This is a genomic window from Thermogemmatispora sp. (assembly GCF_019683755.1).
Taxonomy (GTDB): Bacteria; Chloroflexota; Ktedonobacteria; order Ktedonobacterales; family Ktedonobacteraceae; genus Thermogemmatispora.
Genome location: NZ_JADGHT010000059.1, coordinates 1 through 17,434, shown reverse-complemented (window position 1 = coordinate 17,434; position 17,434 = coordinate 1). Strand labels below are relative to the sequence as shown.

The window sequence follows — 17,434 nt, the reverse complement described above, 5'->3', positions numbered from 1 at the left end:
CTACCAGACTGTGAGATTTTTGTAACTCCTGAGCAGTCGGCAGCTTCCCCACTGCCCCCACCAGACCCCTACCCGAAGAAAGACAGGATCAGATGAAGCCCAATCAGCTCAGCCCTCAGTCATGACAAGACGGCTTGCCCCAGGCGACCGTTGCCGTCACTTCAAAGCTGAGCAGGCCACCTGACGCAAAAGGTCTCAGCAGCTCGCGCATCTCTCGCTCAAAGCTAGCCCTCTGCTCGCTATCCAACCCCGCCAGTGAGCTGTAGGCATACTGAGCCGCAATATACTCTTCGATGCTCTGCCGCATCAGCAGCGGCGCCGTCTGACGCTCACCCAGCAGGCGAAAGAGACCATATCTCTCGAATTCAGCCACCAGGTTAGGCTTGAGCGCAGGGAAGCCACCAGCGAAACGCCGGCGGATCTGGCGGTACGCCTGCTGCCAGGGCATAGCCTGCTGCACATTGAGAATGGCCAACAGGCCCCGCGGCGTCAGCACACGAGCGAGACGCGGTAACACCTGCTTCCAGTCCATCCAATGGAGGCTCATGCCCGCTGTCACCAGAGCATAGGGCGGCGACAAGACCACATCCTCAGCCCGCCCATGTAGCCAGCGAATCGTCGGCGCCTCACCCCCTGGCAGCTCCCTGGCCCGCTCTAACATGGCCAGCGAGCTATCGACAGCATCCACACGGTCAACAAAGCTAGCCAGCGGACGGGCAATATTGCCAATACCACACCCCAGGTCAAGCACTACGCGCGGCTCGTCTACAATCAACCCCCTGAGGATAACAAAGGTCTCCGGCGGATAAGGAGGACGCAAATGATAACGTTCGACAAGGTGGTGCTCCTGAAAGCGCTTGACACGCTCTCGCTCGAAAGCCAGAGATTCATCCATCAAACTCTCTCCCTCTTCCGTTGCCTCTTTCATCAGCCTGTTAGCGGCTTGGCAGTCAGGCAACATCTCGCGGCAGAGCACGCTCTAGCAAGCGCAGCCAGTTGCCGCCCATAATGCGTACAATATCCTCCTGGGCATAGCCAGCCTCCGCCAGCGCGTCCGCTAAGCGCGGAAAGTCGGCTACCGTCTCCAGCTCTTGCGGCGTCTCATCGCGACCAAAGCCCCCGTCGAGATCGCTGCCAATCCCTACATGGTCAGCGCTCCCCACAAGCTGGCACACATGATCAATGTGCTCGACCACACGTCGCAGCGAGACCGGGAACGGTTGGCTCCGCTTCCAGTCGCTGTAAAGGAAGGGATTGATCGGAGCAATTCCAATGACTCCACCACGTGCGGCAATCGCCCGAATCATGGCGTCGCTGAGATGGCGCGGACTGTCGACCAGCGCTCGACAGTTGCTATGACTGGCGATCACCACTCCACTAAAGTGCTCCAGCGCCTGCCAGAAACTCTCTTCGGCCATATGACTGGTATCGAGCACCAGGCCAACGCGCTCCATGTGTTGCAATAGGCGGCGCCCCTCCGGCGTCAGAGGGCCGGGCCGCCCGTTGCCACCACAGTAGCGCGAACCATGTGCCCAGGCCAACCCCAGCACACGCAGGCCCGCCGCAAACCAGTCGTCGACCTCTTCAGGCCTGCGCACAGGATCAGCTCCCTCCATGAGAGGGACAATGCCAAAGGGCCGCTGAGCATCAGCTCCTCTGCTTTGCGACCAGGCCCCAATGAAACGCTCTAGATCCTTCTGAGTGAGGATCATCCAAACCCCTGCATCGCGGGCCAGCTCTTGATAGTAGGCAAGCTGCTCGCGCGCCACACGCCAGGCCCCATCTGGCTCACGATAGGCCTGGGTGAGCTGGTAGCGTGGATTGATACCTTTACCTATACCAACCAGGGGATAGGCGAAGAGCGTCCCGAAAACAATCGCCACATTCCCCCGACGCAGCTCCGGCAGCCCCACCATACAGATCCCCCCCTGAGCATCCTCCCGACAGTAATCAGGGTGCTCACGGGCCTCAAGCGCACGTGTCTCCTCCACCGATCGCCGTAGATCGCGTCCCCACTCCAGAGCGTTGTAAGCAATGTCTTGATGCGCATCAACAATGAACATGTCCGGCTGTCGCTTCCTCTCCAGTTCAGCAACCTGGTCAGGCAGTCCAGCGCCGGTGCGCCCGCTGCGCAATCAGTCCCCAGGCTAATCGGTCCGCATCCTTCCCCACAAGATCAGCGTCTATACCACACCGCAACAAGCGCTTGACCAAACCGCTGCCGACCATACTTCCATGATATGTCACCTCCGCCAGCGCTGTCGAGAAGCAAGCCGTACTCTTCAGCAGGCAGCTCGCTAGCGCAGGTTCTTGCGCCTACGCCTTCCCCTCTCTTCCTGCAGTGGTCGCTTGTTGAGACACTATCTCATTGACAGCCCTGCATTCAGTATGGTATCCTCCTCAGCAAGAGAGATAATGTCTCAATAACGTTGCAAACTCGGAGAGAGCTTGTGCTTGAGAAAGGAGAAACAACATGGGCAATAGGGAACGCCAAGCGGCCCGCATCTGGCTCATTCTTGGCATATTTCTGCTCGGCCTACTGGGGAGCGCCTGCAGCTCAGGCGTTCTCATGGGCAGCAGCGGAGACAGCGCGGGGAAGCTGGCGATTGTGGCAGCCGAGAACTTCTATGGCGACATTGCTCACCAGCTAGGAGGCGATTATGTGACAGTCACCAGCATTCTGAGCGATCCTAACATCGACCCCCACGAATACGAAAGCAACGTTCAGAACGCCGCCGCCGTCGCCCAAGCCAAGCTTGTGATCGCCAATGGGGGAGGCTACGATAGCTGGATCGATCGTCTCCTGGCGGCAGCGCCCCAGCAAGGACGCATCGTGCTCAAGGGTTACGATCTGGCCCCCGTCAAGCTTCCAGACAACGAGCACGTCTGGTACAGCCCTACTAACATAGCCGCCATCGCCCACGCCATCAGCCAGGCCCTGCAAAAACTTGACCCAGCTCACGCCAACAGCTACAACCAGAACCTGCAGCGCTTCCTCAGTTCGCTCGGTCAGGTCAATCACAAGCTTGCGGAGATCAAAGCGCGTTACGCCGGTACACCTGTGGGGCTGACCGAAACCCTTTTTCTGTACCAGACCACACTCATGGGATTGGATGTTCTCACCCCCAGCGACTTCCAGAAAGCGATCGCCGAGGGCAACGATCCCCCGGCCAGCAGCGTGGTTATCGTCGAAAACCAGATCCAGCAGCACCGCATCAAGGTTTTGATTTATAATGAACAGACCGCGACAACTATCACCAACAAAGTGCGCAGCGAAGCCCAAGCCCAGCAGATCCCAGTGGTAGCTGTAAGCGAGACCATGCCGCCGGGTAAAAGCTATCAGACCTGGATGCTGGCCCAGCTTGATGCCCTAGAGACTGCCCTCCAGAGCGCTCGGGCGTCCTGAGCACATGGCCCGCATTCAGGCAGCAAGCAAGCAAATTGACTGGTCAGCCGCTCCTGCTCGCAGTGAGCGCTTGGAAGTGAGCAGTGGACAAGTAAGGCAGGATAGGAAAGGAGCGCATGCAGTGAGTACGCAGCACAACCAGCGTGCCATTTCCCTTCATCTGGCATCTGAGAGGCCTTCCTCCCCAGAAGCGGACCCGGGAGCGGGGACAACACCCGCAGCCATCATCGAGCTGGAAGGAGTTAGTGTCTGCCTTGGAGGGAGAACCATCCTCCAGGAAGTTACTTTCAACATTAGACCCGGCGAGTTCATCGCCGTGCTGGGGCCAAACGGCGCCGGCAAAAGTACCCTGCTCAAGGTTCTGCTCGGTCTGATCAAGCCCAGTGCGGGCCGTGTGCGTATCTTCGGGCAGGCGCCGCGACGCGGTAACCAGCTCATTGGCTATGCCCCCCAACATCGCACCTTGGAGGGCGCCCTCAGTCTGCGCGCACGCGATCTTGTCGGCTTCGGCCTCGATGGTCATCGCTGGGGACCAGGCTGGTTTATCTCTGGGCGACGACGGCGCCAGGCCATCATTGAGGAAGCTCTGGCTGAGGTCGACGCCCTGGAGCTGGCCGATATGCCCGTCGCCCTCCTCTCGGGTGGCGAGCAGCAGCGCTTGCTTATCGCTCAGGCCCTGCTCAGTCAGCCGCGCCTGCTCTTGCTCGACGAACCGCTCTCTAACCTGGACATCAGCCACGAGCAGGAGATCATTGCCCTCATCGCCCGCCTCTGTCGCGCCCGCGGCATGACTGTGCTGCTCGTCTCACACGATGTCAATCCCTTGCTTCCAGTGATCGACCGTGTCCTTTACCTGGCACGCGGGCACGCTGCTATCGGCAGACCGGAGCAGGTCATCACCAGCTCCACGCTGAGCGCCCTCTACGGCGCCCCCGTTGAGGTCGTCGAGGCCCTGGGACGGCTCTTCGTCGTCGGTGTCGACATTTAGGGTCAGCCAGCAACAGAACAACAAGGAGCAGCGGCCTCATGTCCAGCCTGTTTAGCCTACTAAGCTATCCCTTTATTCAGAATGCCTTTCTGGCCGGCACCTGCATCGCTATTGTGGCTGCGGTCACAGGCTATTTCCTGCTGCTGCGCGGCCTGACTTTCGCTGGTCACGCCCTGCCCAATATTGGCTTTGCGGGTGCCGCCGGCGCTGTCTTGCTTGGCCTTGATCCCCTCTTGGGTCTGCTAGCCTTCACCATCGGAGCCGCCATCGGCATCGGCCTGCTCGGGCGTAACCTGCGCGAGCGCGATCTTGCCATCGGCATACTCATGACCTTCGCCCTGGCTCTAGGCCTGCTTTTCCTTTCCCTCTACAACGGCTACGCTGAGCGCGTCTACAGTATCCTGTTTGGTACCATTCTGGGCATCAGCCGCCTCGACGTTCTGCTCAGCTTCGGCGTCAGCCTGCTGATTCTTGCCAGCATCCTGCTGCTTTTCCGTCCTCTTCTCTTCAGCTCCTACGACCCAGAGGTGGCCGCAGCCCGCGGTGTGCCCGTGCGTCTGCTGGCCATCGCTTTTCTGGTGCTGGTGGCCTTGACCATTGCCATCGCCGTCCAAATCGTCGGTGCCCTCCTGGTTTTCACTCTGCTCGTCGGCCCGGCAGCCACAGCAGGACGGCTGGCCTTGCGCCCAGCAACAGTCATCCTGCTGGCTGTCCTTTTGGGGCTGCTCTACACCTGGCTCGGCATTCTGCTGGCCGTTATCAGCGGCACCATTCCCGTCAGCTTCTTTATCGCCTTCCTCTCTTTCGTTGTCTATCTTCCTGTACGTTTCGGCATCGGAGGCTTCCGCAGGCAGAGGCCGGCGAGTAGCCCCATCAGCAGGCAAGCGTCAGCAAATTAAAGTGACGTTGCATATGAGAGGAGCACTATGAACATCGGCCTACTCTGGCAGCATGAATTTGTCCAGAATGCTTTCCTGGCAGGCGGCTGCGTCGCGATTGCCGCTGCCCTGGTTGGCTATTTTCTTGTCCTGCGCGCCCAAACCTTTGCCGGCGAGGCCTTAACCGACATCGGCTTCACCGGGGCCACGGGGGCCGCCCTGCTTGGTCTCAGTCCTCTCCCCGGCATGCTCATCCTAAGTCTGCTAGCAGCGCTCGCCATCGGCCTGCTCGGCGAGCGCCTGCGTGGGCGCGACATAGAGATTGGCATGGTTCTTTCCTTTGCCCTCGGCTTGGGTGTTCTCTTTCTCAGCCTCTATGCGACCAGCAGCGGCAGCCATGCCACCGCCGGCGTCGGCATCCTTTTCGGCTCCATTCTTAGCGTCAGCCGCGGAGACGTTTGGCTGAGTCTTGCCTGTGCGCTCGGCTGCAGCCTGGCCCTGCTCATTCTTTATCGACCGCTTCTCTTCGCCTCCACTGATCCCGAGGTTGCCGCAGCACGGGGCGTCCCTGTGCGCCTGCTTTCCGTGCTCTTTCTGCTGCTCCTTGCCCTTGCCACGGCCATTTCCGTGCTGGTCATTGGTGTGCTGCTCGTTTTCGCCTTGCTTGTTGCCCCCGCCGCCGCCGCTGAGCGCCTCAGTCCCTCGCCGGCGGGCGCTCTCCTGCTGGCCGTCCTCTTCGCACTCGGCAGCACCTGGGGCGGCTTACTCATCGCCTTCCTTGGGCCGGGCCAACACCTGCCAGCCAGTTTCTGCATTGCCACCCTGGCGACAGGCTGCTATGCCGGGGCCACGCTAGGCCTCCATCTGCGCCGGCGCCATCTCTCACAGCGACCGGCCCAGCCACCTCACCCCTGCAAAGGAAGACGCACCGCCGCCTGAGACGAGCGTGTCCTGACCGTCCTCCCTCAGACGAGGCGGAGCCGAGACATGCCATCAACACGACAGAATAATGGAAAGAAAAGAAAGGAAGAGTATAGCCATGCCCGATCGCCTCGTCTACAGCACCGACAGCGGAGAAGTCACCCATTGCCCTGTCTGCCATCAGCCTTATCGCCACTGCCGCTGCGATAGCGGTAGTCAGCCAGCCGCGTCAAGTGCCCCCAGCGGAGGCAGCGTTCGCGTCAGCCGCGAGCGTGCCCAACGCGGCGGCAAAACGGTCACGGTGATTCGTGGCCTGCCTGCCAGTCAGAGCGAGCTAGAGACTCTTGCCCGCAGCCTCAAGCGTCTCTGTGGGGCAGGAGGCACTGTCAAAAACGGCACTATTGAAATCCAAGGCGATCATTGCGATAAAATCCTGGCCCATCTGCAGGCATTAGGCTATCGAGCCAAACGAGCTGGCGGCTAAAGCAGTCGACGGGCTGTTCCAGCCATCCATGCCTCTCCTTGCCTCAGCCAGCGTGAATCAGGAGATAATCAGGGTAATACAGACAGAGCAGCGCTTCACCTTGCATAGAGAGCAGCGTGCCTGAGCGAGTTCCACTTCTCGGCCAGTCCGAGAGAAAGAGAGAGTAAGTGGAGCGCCCAGTCTAGTCCAGGTCAGGCGGTCTCACCAAGGATGAGGAATCCGGCAAGTGCGTGGTAAAGTGCCAGGCAGCCGCTACACTCAAAAAGCGGGCCTCCAAAGGGCATCATGGCCGACCAAGTACGCTGCAAAATAGGAAGGGGAAGCGCAACTATGAACATTCACGAACAGCTGGAGAGTTTGCTGGCTAACCTAGGAGTGACTATGGAGCAGCAGCAACCTGAGCCCTATGAGGAGCACGAAGGGGCAGAGAACGAGGTGCCCGAAGTATCCATCTTCCAGGCATCGCGCGACCATTATGGCGTCTTCTACCGCCTTGACATCATTGAGCATGAACCGCAGCTACGCATTATCGTGCCCGTCGAATACGGAGCCTTGAAGATGGAAGTCTATCTGGTGCGCCTGAGCGAGCGGACAGGCATCAACAACTGGTTTCGCAGCCTCGCCAGCTACCGTGGCAGCGCCACCTTTGAACGCAGCCGCGAGGTCAGCCTGCAGCACCTTCTTTATGCCGTAGCCGAGATCATGAAGCAACTCTTCTGGGCCGGCGACCTGGATCGGATGCAGTTTCCGCCAGAGATCGAGGTCACTCGCCTGATCTAGACTCGCCAGAGCAGCGCGCGTCAAGCAGGAAATGAGCAAGCCAAAGGACGCAAGTGCCGTACAGCTCTTCACCCGCCAGTCATCACGTTACAACTCACCCACTCGCCCGGCCTCAGTAGCCGGGCGAGTGGGATTTTTTGTTGGCTGTGCACCCGAGAAGATGCCAGGCATATTGATCTATGGTACACTGGCTATATTCGAAAGAGGTCTGCAAAGGGAAATGCTATGATCGAGAACCTGGAGAGCCTTGGTCAAGAAGCGCTCGACTACCTTAACCAGAAAAACACCGCACGTGAGCAAGCGCTGCCGCGTGCACGCACTTTGATCCGCTATTGCGCCAACAGCATCCGTGCAGCCCATCGGCGGGAGTTTGCCGCTGCCGAGGAGCTGCTTGCCAAGGCGGGGGAGCTGCTTGCACAGATCGGAATAGACCTGCGTGAGCAGCCGGATGTCTTCTACGCTGGTTTTGTTCAGGATGCCCAGAAAGAGTACGCTGAGGCTGCGGCTTTTCTGGCCCTAGTCCAAGGGAGGGCTTTGCCCCACCCCCAAAGTCTCAATGTCGATTGGGCACCCTATCTGAATGGCCTGGGGGAGGCTGTCGGAGAGCTGCGGCGCTACGTCCTCGATCGTCTGCGCCACGGTTGGCTTGCCGAATGTGAGCAGCTCCTGCAGCACATGGACGACATCTACGCCTTGCTCATCACCATCGATTTCCCCGACGCCATCACTGGCGGCCTGCGCCGTACTACCGACACAGCGCGCGCAATCTTAGAGAAGACGCGCGGCGACCTCACCGTCGCGGTCCGGCAGGCACAGCTTGAAGAAAAGATCAGCGAGTTGTTAACCGCGCTGCACGGGAAGGATGCCGCACCTTCGTGATGTGCCGATTGGCCGGCAGGTTGTATACTAACAGTGACGAAGGCGTCACCTGCTCAGCTTGCAGGCCGCTTTGCCACCTGCAAGGCGAGCGGTGGAACCAGAGCAGTCATCTTCTATCACATCGTTCATTGTCCAGCGTCTCTCTGTCTTCTGGCCATCAGGTCCTGACCTGAAGGTGCGCCGCCGGAGCCAGCGGCAAGCGCGCAGCAAAAGGGGGGCATATGTCGCAGCAAGAGCTTACGAACAAAGAGCAGCCCGCAAAAGAGTTAGAGAGTACAGAACCTCGTGATCATATCAGTAATGGAAAAGGAACACAAAGAGAGAGTGAAATCAGAGCCAGTTCGCAAATCGTAACTGCTGAGTCAGTACAAGCAGAAGAGGTACCTACTATTCCTTTGGGATCACTGCAGACCCTCAGCACCCTGCAGCCCGAGGTCTCGGTCCACTCGGTTGAAGCCGGCGAAGCGGTGAGCACGCCGACCCCGCTGGTTGCTCAGCCGGCGGAGTATCGGCGCAGCCTGGGCGAGTGGTTACGCATCTGGTGGGAAGGCATGCGGCCACGTTACCTTGTCCTCAGCGTCATGCCCTTCCTGCTAGGAAGCGCGCTCGCCCTGGTGCAGGAGCTAGGCCTACAGGGGCCTTTAGGACTGGGGCGATGGCATCCTCAGCGTTTCCTAGTGGGGCTAGTGGCCGTGATGCTCTTGCAGCTTGGGGCCAATCTCATCAATGACTATTACGACTACCTGCGTGGCATCGACACCAGCAACACCCTGGGGCCGGGCAAGCTCATCCAGCAAGGGCTGATCAAGCCAACACGTGTGCTGGCCCTCGGCCTGGCCTTCCTGGCGGGTGGCTCGCTGCTCGGCCTGCTATTGACCCTCTCGACTGGCTGGCCGCTGCTGATTTTCGGCCTGCTGGGACTGCTGATCGCCTACTTCTACAGCGCCACGCGGCGAGCGCTCTCCTCGCTCATGCTCGGCCTACCGGCTACTTTTTGCGTCTATGGTCCGCTCATCACCCTGGGAGCCTACTACTTACAGCGGGTCCAGCTTGACGGGCAAGCGCTCCTCTATAGTCTGATACCAGGTCTATTGGCAACCGCCTTCGTGCACGTCAATGACATGCGCGACGTTGAGGACGATGCTCAGGCTGGCAAGCGTACGTTGGCCAATACCCTGGGTCTTGGACTCAACCGCACGCTCTTTTTGCTCCTGCTGGGAGGCGCCTATCTCGTTCTCCTGTCCATCGGTCTGCCCCACAACGCGCCTCACCTGGTACTCATTGCTCTCTGGACCCTGCCGACCCTGGTCGTTGTGGTGAGTGGCATTGTGCGCACCGACCTCGCCTCCGGTCTTCATCTTGTTATGCGTGACACGCTTAAGTTAGAGGCCTGGTTTATTGCCTTGCTCGTTGTGGCCCTGCTGCTTTCCGCTATCCTGCCTATCCTGCCTCAGCTGCCTTCCCTGGCCTTGCCATGAGCCGGTCGCTGGCGCCGGGTTCTCCAGCAGGCAAGATCTACAAGCGAGAACCTGGCGCCGGCACCAGCGGGCAGCACCGTTGACCATCGGCCTTTTCCCTCGGCAGGCAGGCTGCTCCATTAGGTCGTGCTTTGCTAGCAAGCCAGCTCTGCATGTACTTGTTAAATCGCTCGCTCCTCCGAGAGAAACTTCCTCAGCAAAAGCGTGCCTCACAACACTCGCCGTCGGAGTCAGCCAGCCAGCTCGAAGAAGCACCTTCCGCCCAGACAGCCTACGCGAGTGTCTCAGCCCATTCGACCCATTTACAGGGATGGTACACTGTGCTACACTTTGGATGTGTCAAGGACGTCCTGGCGGTTATTTCAGAAGGAGGTGTCTCATGGCTGGCTGGGAACAAGAACTAGCCGAGCTACTGCGTGAGCTGGGGGTCACACTCGAAGGCGCAGCACCTGACTCCCCTACTCACCTCCAGGCCCAACAACGCGCGAGCTACAGCGATATCAGACAGGAAGATGAGGAGAGCAAGACCCTGCCGGTCCCCACATGGGACGACGATGCTCCCTCACCCGCCGACGAGGATGCCTGGTTAACAGAACTCCGTCTGATGCGCCGTGAAGTCGACTCGATTGTGGCCCAGGTAATCCGCCTGATGCAGAGTGGGGACCTCGATGCCTCCTTGAAGGAAGACGTCATGGTTGTGCTCCGGGCCTTACGCCGACGCGCCTCACCTGGTCCTCGCGCCGCTCCCAGCGATGAGACCTATCTGGAGTTCGCTGCGGCAATGCTTCACTTCTGTCGCCTGGTCCTGCGCCTCAGCGAGACAGCCATCGAAGACTAACGAAGCTCTGCCGAAGAACGCACGCGACCGCTTTGCCACGCCGCCAACCCAGGCAGGGAACGAGGCCCATCCTCGATCGCAGACCTCCTCTCTCCGACAGCTGACAAAGCGATCGCCATCTTGTTTTTTTACTTGTTCACGGCCCCTCCCGCTGGCTGAACGTCCCCAGCGCAGGCGCCTGCTTGCCGACCGTCGGCGTCGGCGTCGGCAGCCTTCCACCTCCCCCTGGCCTCAGCGAGCACAGAACAGGCCAGCAGCCTGTCGCTGGCCGCCCTGGAGACCTGGATGTGGATGGAACCAGAGTGGTTGATCGCGCCTCCCGCCGCCATCGGTGGAGGGAAAGAGAAGCCTCTTCCCCCGCCCTTTGACCTGACGTACAGCCGCCTTCCCCCTCGTGACCACCTGCTCTCTCCTGCTCTCTCCGCCAGCCCTATCAATCAGGCACAGGCAGGCCGCCGCCTCCTGCCACCTTGCTACACCTACCGCAGAGAGGTCGGGACAGCCAGACAGACAGTCACTTACTCACTCACTCACTCACCCGCAGGCGCCCCCCTGCAAGAGCAGATCCGACTCAGAGAAGACGACGATACTGCTCTGGGAGATCCTCCTGTTCGAAGCCCTCATTAACAAGGCCGCGCCTGACCAGATAGCGCAGGAACTCCAGGCGGCGCTGCTGGAGGAGGGCCGCCGGCGAAGAGTCGCTCGTCTCACTGACCGCCGTGCCCTCGTCTGCCTCCGCGTCTGTGGCGGCCTCGCCAGACGAGAGGAGATCATTCTCCCGCATCCAGCGAATACGCTCGCTCAGGGAGAGGTTGGGATCAGCCAGAGGGCTGGGGAGGCCGTTTGGACCCTGATCGAGGAATGGCAACCCACCGGGGACACCGGGCGGAGCTGTAAGCCGCGGCGGCAAGAAGATGTCCTGGCTCTCAAGAAGGAACGAGTAGCGAGAAGCAGGGCCGGCTTGAGAGGCCAAACCACTGGCCGGCGTAGCCGGAGAAGTGGAGGTGGGCGTAGCCGGAGAAGTGGACGTGGGCGTGTCCGGCAGAGGAGGTTGAGGCGGCACCAGTGCATGAGCGCTGGAGACCCCACTCGCTTCCGCCTCCACCGGCTGAGAGCGCCGCTTTCTTCCGGGCCACCATGCAAACAATCGAGCCAGCCATTGAGAGAGTGTTCGCGCGATCATGGGAGTGCCCTCTATTCATATCAGGGCGCTGGCCGCGCCCGGCTAACCAACCAGGAAAGACGCGCCTGATAGCTGCTGAGTTGCCTGCTAACCTTTTGAAAACGCACGAAAAATAAATAACGCCTAAGAGACATAGTAGCATATCGTCATGAAGACGTCAAACCACCTTGCAATTTTCGCGCCTGCATGCCATAATCAAAAAGGCCAGGCGGCCCGAAGGACAGACCTGGCCTGCAAACGGGAAAGGCACGCCTGCCCACACGCATGCACCCCGCTCCCGTGAGAGGGCCGGACGCCCAGCCGACAGCCAAGCCGACAGCTGCATGGCATCGCGCCCTGGCCCACGCTGCTACCGGGTGATTGTGACCTTTGAAGCAGAAAGAAAGGCATGTGTCGGTCATGCAGGAAGACATCCTTGGTACCAGAAGGACTGCTATATCTGATACATACGTCAACTGCTCCAGGTGCAATAAGGCAACTCGTCTGCGCTATGCGCGTATCATCCAGAGCGACGTCCTCTCCGAGAGCCATTCAGAATATGAATACCTCTGCCCGGAGTGTCAGAAGGCGCTGGCCAGTGGCGAAAAGGATCTTCCTCTGCTGTAACTAAGGAGATGTCGCGTCCACGGGGCCATTGGGGCCTCTGGGGCCTACAGAATGAAGGCGATGCAGTCGCCAATTCCTTTTTCTCTCCATTTTAGCCGTCTGAGGCTGAAGCAAAGAGCGGAGCAAAGAAGCCAGAAGGTAGGGGATATTGAGTACCGCTCTCTCCTCAGAGGTAAGGTGATGGAGAGAGCAAGGTGGGCGGGATGCCTCTCTCTTGCAAGGCAGGCAAGCAGGCAGAGATGAGTCCTAGAGAATAGAGCGGCTGAGAGGTTATGGCGTTGATCATCACCACGAAGGTCAGACCGCTGGCCAGGACCAGCACTGCCCACTGTCCTCCGGCGCCAGCTATGAGGTGGCTATGGCGCCTGATCGGGTCTGGGCCGCGTCGCTAAGAGATAAGCAGGCTCGCCCCTTCTGGGCATGAGCGATGGTCAACGATCGGCTGACGGTCGGCTCGGGCGCCAACTGCCGTTTCTCCTGGCAAGCCACTCCTGGCAGTTTAGGCAGCTATGAGCTTAAGGGAGAGAGACAGGCAAGCTAGCAGACAGCTAGGAGAGAGAGTTTGAAGCTGGCAAGGAAGCTACATATAGGTCACGCCTCACGATCCGTTTGAGGAGAGTGAAACGAGGTAAACCAGTATGCGGATGCGCTACCGCTATGTGACCTATCGCTATATCGATGGGTCGGGGCAACAACTGCAACGCCACTACCGTCAGTTGTTGCAGGAGGTCCTGCGGCAGAGCCAGCAGGCACTCCTTCAACGCTCGGAGGTCTGGCGTCCCCCCGCCGATATACGCGAATCGGCGGAGCGGGTCGTCGTGAAGATAGAGCTTGCAGGCATGTCAGAGGATGAAATTAACGTGACACTCTACGAAGACGCGCTGGTGGTCAGCGGCGAGCGGCGAGACGACAGCGAGGACCGTGAGAACCTCTACTATCAGGAGGCGCAGATCCGCTATGGGCCTTTCCGCGTCGAGGTCTTCATTCCCTCGCCCATCGATCGCGAGGCAGTGACGGCACGCTACGAAAATGGTTTTCTCTGGGTTACGTTGCCCAAGCTGCCCGCGACCCGCAGCGAGCCTCAGCGCGTCCAGGTTCGGCAGAGTGCCGCAGAGAAGTAGAAACTAGCGAACCGAACGACTATTGACTGAGAAAGGTTTATGGAAAAGGATCAGAAGAAGCGCGAGCTTATGCCTGAGCAGGCGGTCGAAGAAGAAGAGGAAGCACAGGTTCAGGGAATACAGGACGAAGAGGAGACTCAGGCGGAAAGTGCTCCGGCGCGGCGTCGTGCGGCGCGTGGCAGGCGAGCAGCTACCGCGACTTCGGTGCGCAAGAAGCCGCGACGGCGCCAGCGGCATGCGGTCGATGAGGACCCCGAACCCTCCCGCGAGGAGCGCTCTCATCATCACCACCACTATCATGAGGAGCGGGAGAGTGAGGATGAGGAGCGGCTCTCGATCCCTGAGATCCTGCCGGTCCTTCCCCTTAAGGATGTCGTGGTCTATCCCTTTGCCATGCAGCCGCTGGCAGTCGGCCAGGAGCGCTCGATCCGCCTGATTGACGATATCATGCGCGGCAATCGCCTGGTGGTGCTGGTAGCCCAGAAGTCGGCAGACATCGAGCAGGCCGGCCCCAATGACATCTTTAAAATCGGGACGGTCTCGCGCGTGGCGCGCATGATCCGCATGCCCGATGGCACCATCCATATCATCGTCCAGGGACTGGAGCGCGTGACCATCGGCGAGTTTGTTCAGGAAAAGCCCTATCTGAAAGCACGCGTGACCCTCCGGCCTGACATCCAGGAGAACGACACCGAGACTGAGGCCATCAAGCGTAACGTCGTCAGCTACTTCCAGCGCATGGTCGCTCTCGTCCAAAATGTGCCGGAAGGCGCTGCCGCCGCTAACCTCAACCTGGAGGAGCCGCGTCAGGTGGTCTATCTGATCGCTACCTTCGTTCAGATGGACCTGCAGCTGCGCCAGAAGCTGCTTGAACTCGATTCTGTGCGCGCCAAGCTCAAGGAGCTGAGTAGCTTCCTCGCCCACGAGCTGGAGATCTTCGAACTGGGCCGTAAGATCCAGAGTCGCGCCCAGGAAGAGATGAATAAGATGCAGCGCGAGTACCTCTTGCGTGAGCAGCTTAAGGCTATTCAGCGCGAGTTGGGTGAGGAGAGCGAAGAGCAAGCGACCATCAATGAGCTGCGTGCCAAGATCGAAGAGGCCAAGATGCCCGAGGAGGCCCTCAAGGAGGCCAATCGCGAGCTGGCTCGCCTGGAAAAGCTGCCAACGGTCTCGCCCGAGTACAGCATTATCCGCACCTACCTTGAGCTGTTGGTCAGCCTTCCCTGGAGCAAGAGCACAGGCCAAACGATCGATGTCCAGAAGGCACGCCAGGTCCTCGATGAGGATCACTATGATCTCGAGAAGATCAAGGAGCGCATCTTAGAATATCTGGCGGTGCGTCGTTTGAAGGAAGAGCGCATGGCTGAGCGCGCTAAGCGCGAGGAGGAGGCCGCCGAGGCCGCAGCGGAGGGCGAGGCCGATAAGCGTCGTCCCACCCAGCCCTTGCATTCGGGCGAGGCGAATCGCCAGCTTAACCGCGAGCCGATCCTCTGCTTTGTCGGCCCTCCGGGCGTGGGCAAGACCTCGCTGGGTCAGTCGATCGCTCGCGCCTTGGGACGCAAGTTCGCGCGCATGTCGCTGGGCGGCATTCGCGATGAGGCCGAGATTCGTGGTCATCGCCGCACCTATATCGGGGCCATGCCGGGGCGCATTATTCAAACGCTGCGACGTGTCGAGACCAACGATCCCGTGATTATGCTCGACGAGGTCGATAAGGTCGGGGCCGACTGGCGTGGTGACCCCTCCTCGGCTCTGCTGGAGGTGCTCGATCCCGAACAGAATTATAATTTCCGCGATAATTATCTGGATCTGCCTTTCGACCTGTCGAAGGTCTTCTTCATCGCGACGGCCAACTCTCTGGAGCCAATTCCGGCGCCATTGCGGGACCGCATGGAGATCCTCGAGCTGTCAGGCTATACCGAGGAGCAGAAGATGCATATCGCCCGCAATTATCTGCTGCCCAAGCAGATTGCGGCTAACGGTTTGCGCCCGGATGAGCTGATCGTCGACGATGAGGTGATCCGCCATATTATCCGCGGATATACGCGCGAGGCAGGCGTACGCAATCTGGAGCGTGAGATCGGGACGCTCTGCCGCAAGGCCGCTCGCCAGATCGCCGAGGGACGCCAGGCCCCCATCCATATTACGACGGAGCAACTGACCGAGTACCTGGGCCGCTGGCGCTTCTTCGAGGAGGCCGCAGAGCGCATTGATCGGCCCGGCATCGCTACCGGCTTGAGCTGGACCCCCGTCGGCGGAGAGATCATCTTTGTCGAGGCGGCAGTGATGCCCAGTAAGGAGAGCCAGCTGATCTTGACAGGACAATTGGGCGATGTGATGAAGGAGTCGGCTATGGCGGCCCTCAGCTATGTGCGCTCCAATGCCGCCGCGCTGGGCCTGCCCAATAATGTTTTCGAGAACCAGGCTGTCCACATCCACGTTCCCGCGGGAGCTATCCCCAAGGATGGACCGTCGGCGGGTGTGACCATGGTGACGGTACTGGTCTCGCTGGCCAGCGGGCGCAAGGTGCGCTCCGACGTGGCCATGACGGGTGAGATTACGCTGCGTGGACGCGTGATGCCGATCGGCGGCGTCAAGGAAAAGGTCTTAGCCGCCTATCGCTCCGGCATCCACACGGTGATTCTGCCGCGTAAAAACGAGCAGGATCTGCTGGAAGACCTGCCGCGCGAGCTGCGTGAGCAGATGGAGTTTGTCTTTGTCGATGATATTAAGCAGGTGCTGGATGTGGCCCTGGAGGGCGGCCTGCCCGCACCCCGCACGGAGAGCGCCGAGGGCGCGGGAGATCAGGATCGCAGCCAGGACCAGACTGGCCCCCAGGAAACAGCTGAGGCCATCGTCCGCGCTACATGATTGCATTGAGCCGGCTGCCGTGAGAAGCACAGACACATAGGGGAGAAAGGCAGACCTCCCACGGCAGCCGGCTTGTCTCTCCACTCCTTTCTTGCTGTTCTGGCTGTTCTGACCCCGCCCGTTAGGCACGGAGCCTGACTATCCCCCTCTGGCTAGGCCTTTTGTCAACAACTGGGCTAATCCAGCTCGTGCCTTTTCCACCGTCACCGCGCTCTGCTAGGACCAAACAAGCCCTTCTCAATAGCACGATGAAGCTACGCCGCTATAGCTAACTACCAGGCAAGTTGTCCCTTGAGACTCACATAGCACTGCTTGCCGATAATGAGATGATCAACTAGCTCGGTATCAAGCAGACGTCCAGCCGAGACTAGCTGTTCGGTGATGGCGATGTCCTCCGGCGATGGCGTCGGGTCCCCGCTTGGGTGATTATGGCAAATGAGGATGCTCGGGCAATTACGCAAGATCGCTGGGCGAAAAACCTCCGCAGCCCGCAAAACCGAGCTGTTGACCGTCCCCTTGTAGCGTTTCTCGATAGCCACTACTTGATTCTTGGTATCTAGGAGGAGAATCCAGATCTCTTCATGTTCCAGATGGGCCATCTCCATCATGACCAGCCGCGCCGCATCCGCCGCCGAGGTGATACGATAGCGCGCCTCGGGCTGCTCTAGCTGAAGGCGCCGGCCCAACTCTAGCGCAGCTTTGAGCTGTGCCGTCTTCGCTGAGCCAAGGCCGTGCTCGCGGCACAGCTTCGCCAGATCAGCCCCCATAAGGCCACCCAGACCACCATAGAGCACAAGCAGCTTGCCCGCCAGCTCCACAACATTGCTCCGTTTCGTCCCTGTGCGCAAGACGATGGCCAGCAGCTCGACAGTCGAGAGAACCTGCGGCCCGTAACGTAGCAGGCGCTCCCGCGGACGTTCACTACTAGGCATATCTTGAATAGTCATGTGATACTCTACTCCCTCTCCACGTTTATCCTCTTTAAATCGCCTGTTTCCCAT

General features: G+C 59.8%; 15 protein-coding genes. 11 read left to right on the top strand and 4 right to left on the bottom strand.

The window, feature by feature from the left end; translation table 11 throughout:
* Positions 1-115: 115 nt before the first annotated feature.
* Both IRZ24_RS06360 and IRZ24_RS06355 read right to left on the bottom strand, forming a co-directional pair.
* A complete protein-coding gene (locus tag IRZ24_RS06360; protein ID WP_297161314.1) occupies positions 116-895 on the bottom strand; it encodes a trans-aconitate 2-methyltransferase in 780 nt (259 codons plus the stop codon).
* 55 nt (positions 896-950) lie between these two features.
* Positions 951-2,063, bottom strand: coding sequence for a membrane dipeptidase (locus IRZ24_RS06355; RefSeq protein ID WP_297161312.1), 1,113 nt, complete (start codon positions 2,061-2,063; stop codon positions 951-953).
* Positions 2,064-2,473: 410 nt separating this feature from the next.
* Here IRZ24_RS06355 and IRZ24_RS06350 point away from each other — a divergent pair, with 410 nt between their 5' ends.
* From IRZ24_RS06350 to IRZ24_RS06310, 9 genes are all read left to right on the top strand, one after another.
* Positions 2,474-3,406, top strand: coding sequence for a zinc ABC transporter substrate-binding protein (locus IRZ24_RS06350; RefSeq protein ID WP_297161310.1), 933 nt, complete (start codon positions 2,474-2,476; stop codon positions 3,404-3,406).
* 121 nt (positions 3,407-3,527) lie between these two features.
* The gene (locus IRZ24_RS06345) at positions 3,528-4,394 is read left to right on the top strand and encodes an ABC transporter ATP-binding protein (RefSeq protein WP_297161308.1); all 867 of its coding nucleotides are present in this window, start codon (positions 3,528-3,530) and stop codon (positions 4,392-4,394) included.
* A 38-nt stretch (positions 4,395-4,432) separates the two neighbouring features.
* Positions 4,433-5,293 (top strand): metal ABC transporter permease, encoded by an 861-nt coding sequence (locus tag IRZ24_RS06340; RefSeq protein WP_297161306.1) that lies wholly within the window; start codon positions 4,433-4,435, stop codon positions 5,291-5,293.
* Between the two features lie 27 nt (positions 5,294-5,320).
* The gene (locus tag IRZ24_RS06335; protein WP_297161304.1) at positions 5,321-6,211 is read left to right on the top strand and encodes a metal ABC transporter permease; all 891 of its coding nucleotides are present in this window, start codon (positions 5,321-5,323) and stop codon (positions 6,209-6,211) included.
* 100 nt (positions 6,212-6,311) lie between these two features.
* Positions 6,312-6,677, top strand: a complete 366-nt coding sequence (locus IRZ24_RS06330) for a hypothetical protein (protein ID WP_297161296.1) — start codon at positions 6,312-6,314, stop codon at positions 6,675-6,677.
* Between the two features lie 330 nt (positions 6,678-7,007).
* Positions 7,008-7,457 carry a hypothetical protein gene (locus IRZ24_RS06325; RefSeq protein ID WP_297161294.1) on the top strand — a complete coding sequence of 150 codons (450 nt, stop codon included), beginning with the start codon at positions 7,008-7,010 and terminating at the stop codon, positions 7,455-7,457.
* Positions 7,458-7,682: 225 nt separating this feature from the next.
* Complete coding sequence (locus IRZ24_RS06320) at positions 7,683-8,336, top strand: hypothetical protein (RefSeq protein WP_297161292.1); 654 nt, start codon at positions 7,683-7,685, stop codon at positions 8,334-8,336.
* A gap of 221 nt (positions 8,337-8,557) precedes the next feature.
* The gene (gene menA / locus IRZ24_RS06315; protein ID WP_297161290.1) at positions 8,558-9,814 is read left to right on the top strand and encodes a 1,4-dihydroxy-2-naphthoate octaprenyltransferase; all 1,257 of its coding nucleotides are present in this window, start codon (positions 8,558-8,560) and stop codon (positions 9,812-9,814) included.
* Between the two features lie 379 nt (positions 9,815-10,193).
* Positions 10,194-10,652 carry a hypothetical protein gene (locus IRZ24_RS06310; protein ID WP_297161288.1) on the top strand — a complete coding sequence of 153 codons (459 nt, stop codon included), beginning with the start codon at positions 10,194-10,196 and terminating at the stop codon, positions 10,650-10,652.
* Positions 10,653-11,223: 571 nt separating this feature from the next.
* Here IRZ24_RS06310 and IRZ24_RS06305 read toward each other — a convergent pair.
* On the bottom strand, positions 11,224-11,835 hold the full coding sequence (locus tag IRZ24_RS06305) for a hypothetical protein (protein ID WP_297161287.1): 612 nt from the start codon (positions 11,833-11,835) through the stop codon (positions 11,224-11,226).
* 1,244 nt (positions 11,836-13,079) lie between these two features.
* On the opposite strand from IRZ24_RS06305, the gene IRZ24_RS06300 reads away from it, so the two are divergent.
* Together IRZ24_RS06300 and lon are read left to right on the top strand one after the other, a co-directional pair.
* Entirely contained in the window at positions 13,080-13,562 is a 483-nt protein-coding gene (locus tag IRZ24_RS06300) for an Hsp20/alpha crystallin family protein (protein ID WP_297161285.1), read from the top strand.
* A 69-nt stretch (positions 13,563-13,631) separates the two neighbouring features.
* Complete coding sequence (gene lon, locus IRZ24_RS06295; protein WP_297161283.1) at positions 13,632-16,433, top strand: endopeptidase La; 2,802 nt, start codon at positions 13,632-13,634, stop codon at positions 16,431-16,433.
* Positions 16,434-16,705: 272 nt separating this feature from the next.
* Here the strand turns inward: lon and radC are convergent, their stop codons facing one another.
* Entirely contained in the window at positions 16,706-17,380 is a 675-nt protein-coding gene (radC, locus tag IRZ24_RS06290; RefSeq protein ID WP_297161281.1) for a DNA repair protein RadC, read from the bottom strand.
* Positions 17,381-17,434 lie beyond the last annotated feature (54 nt).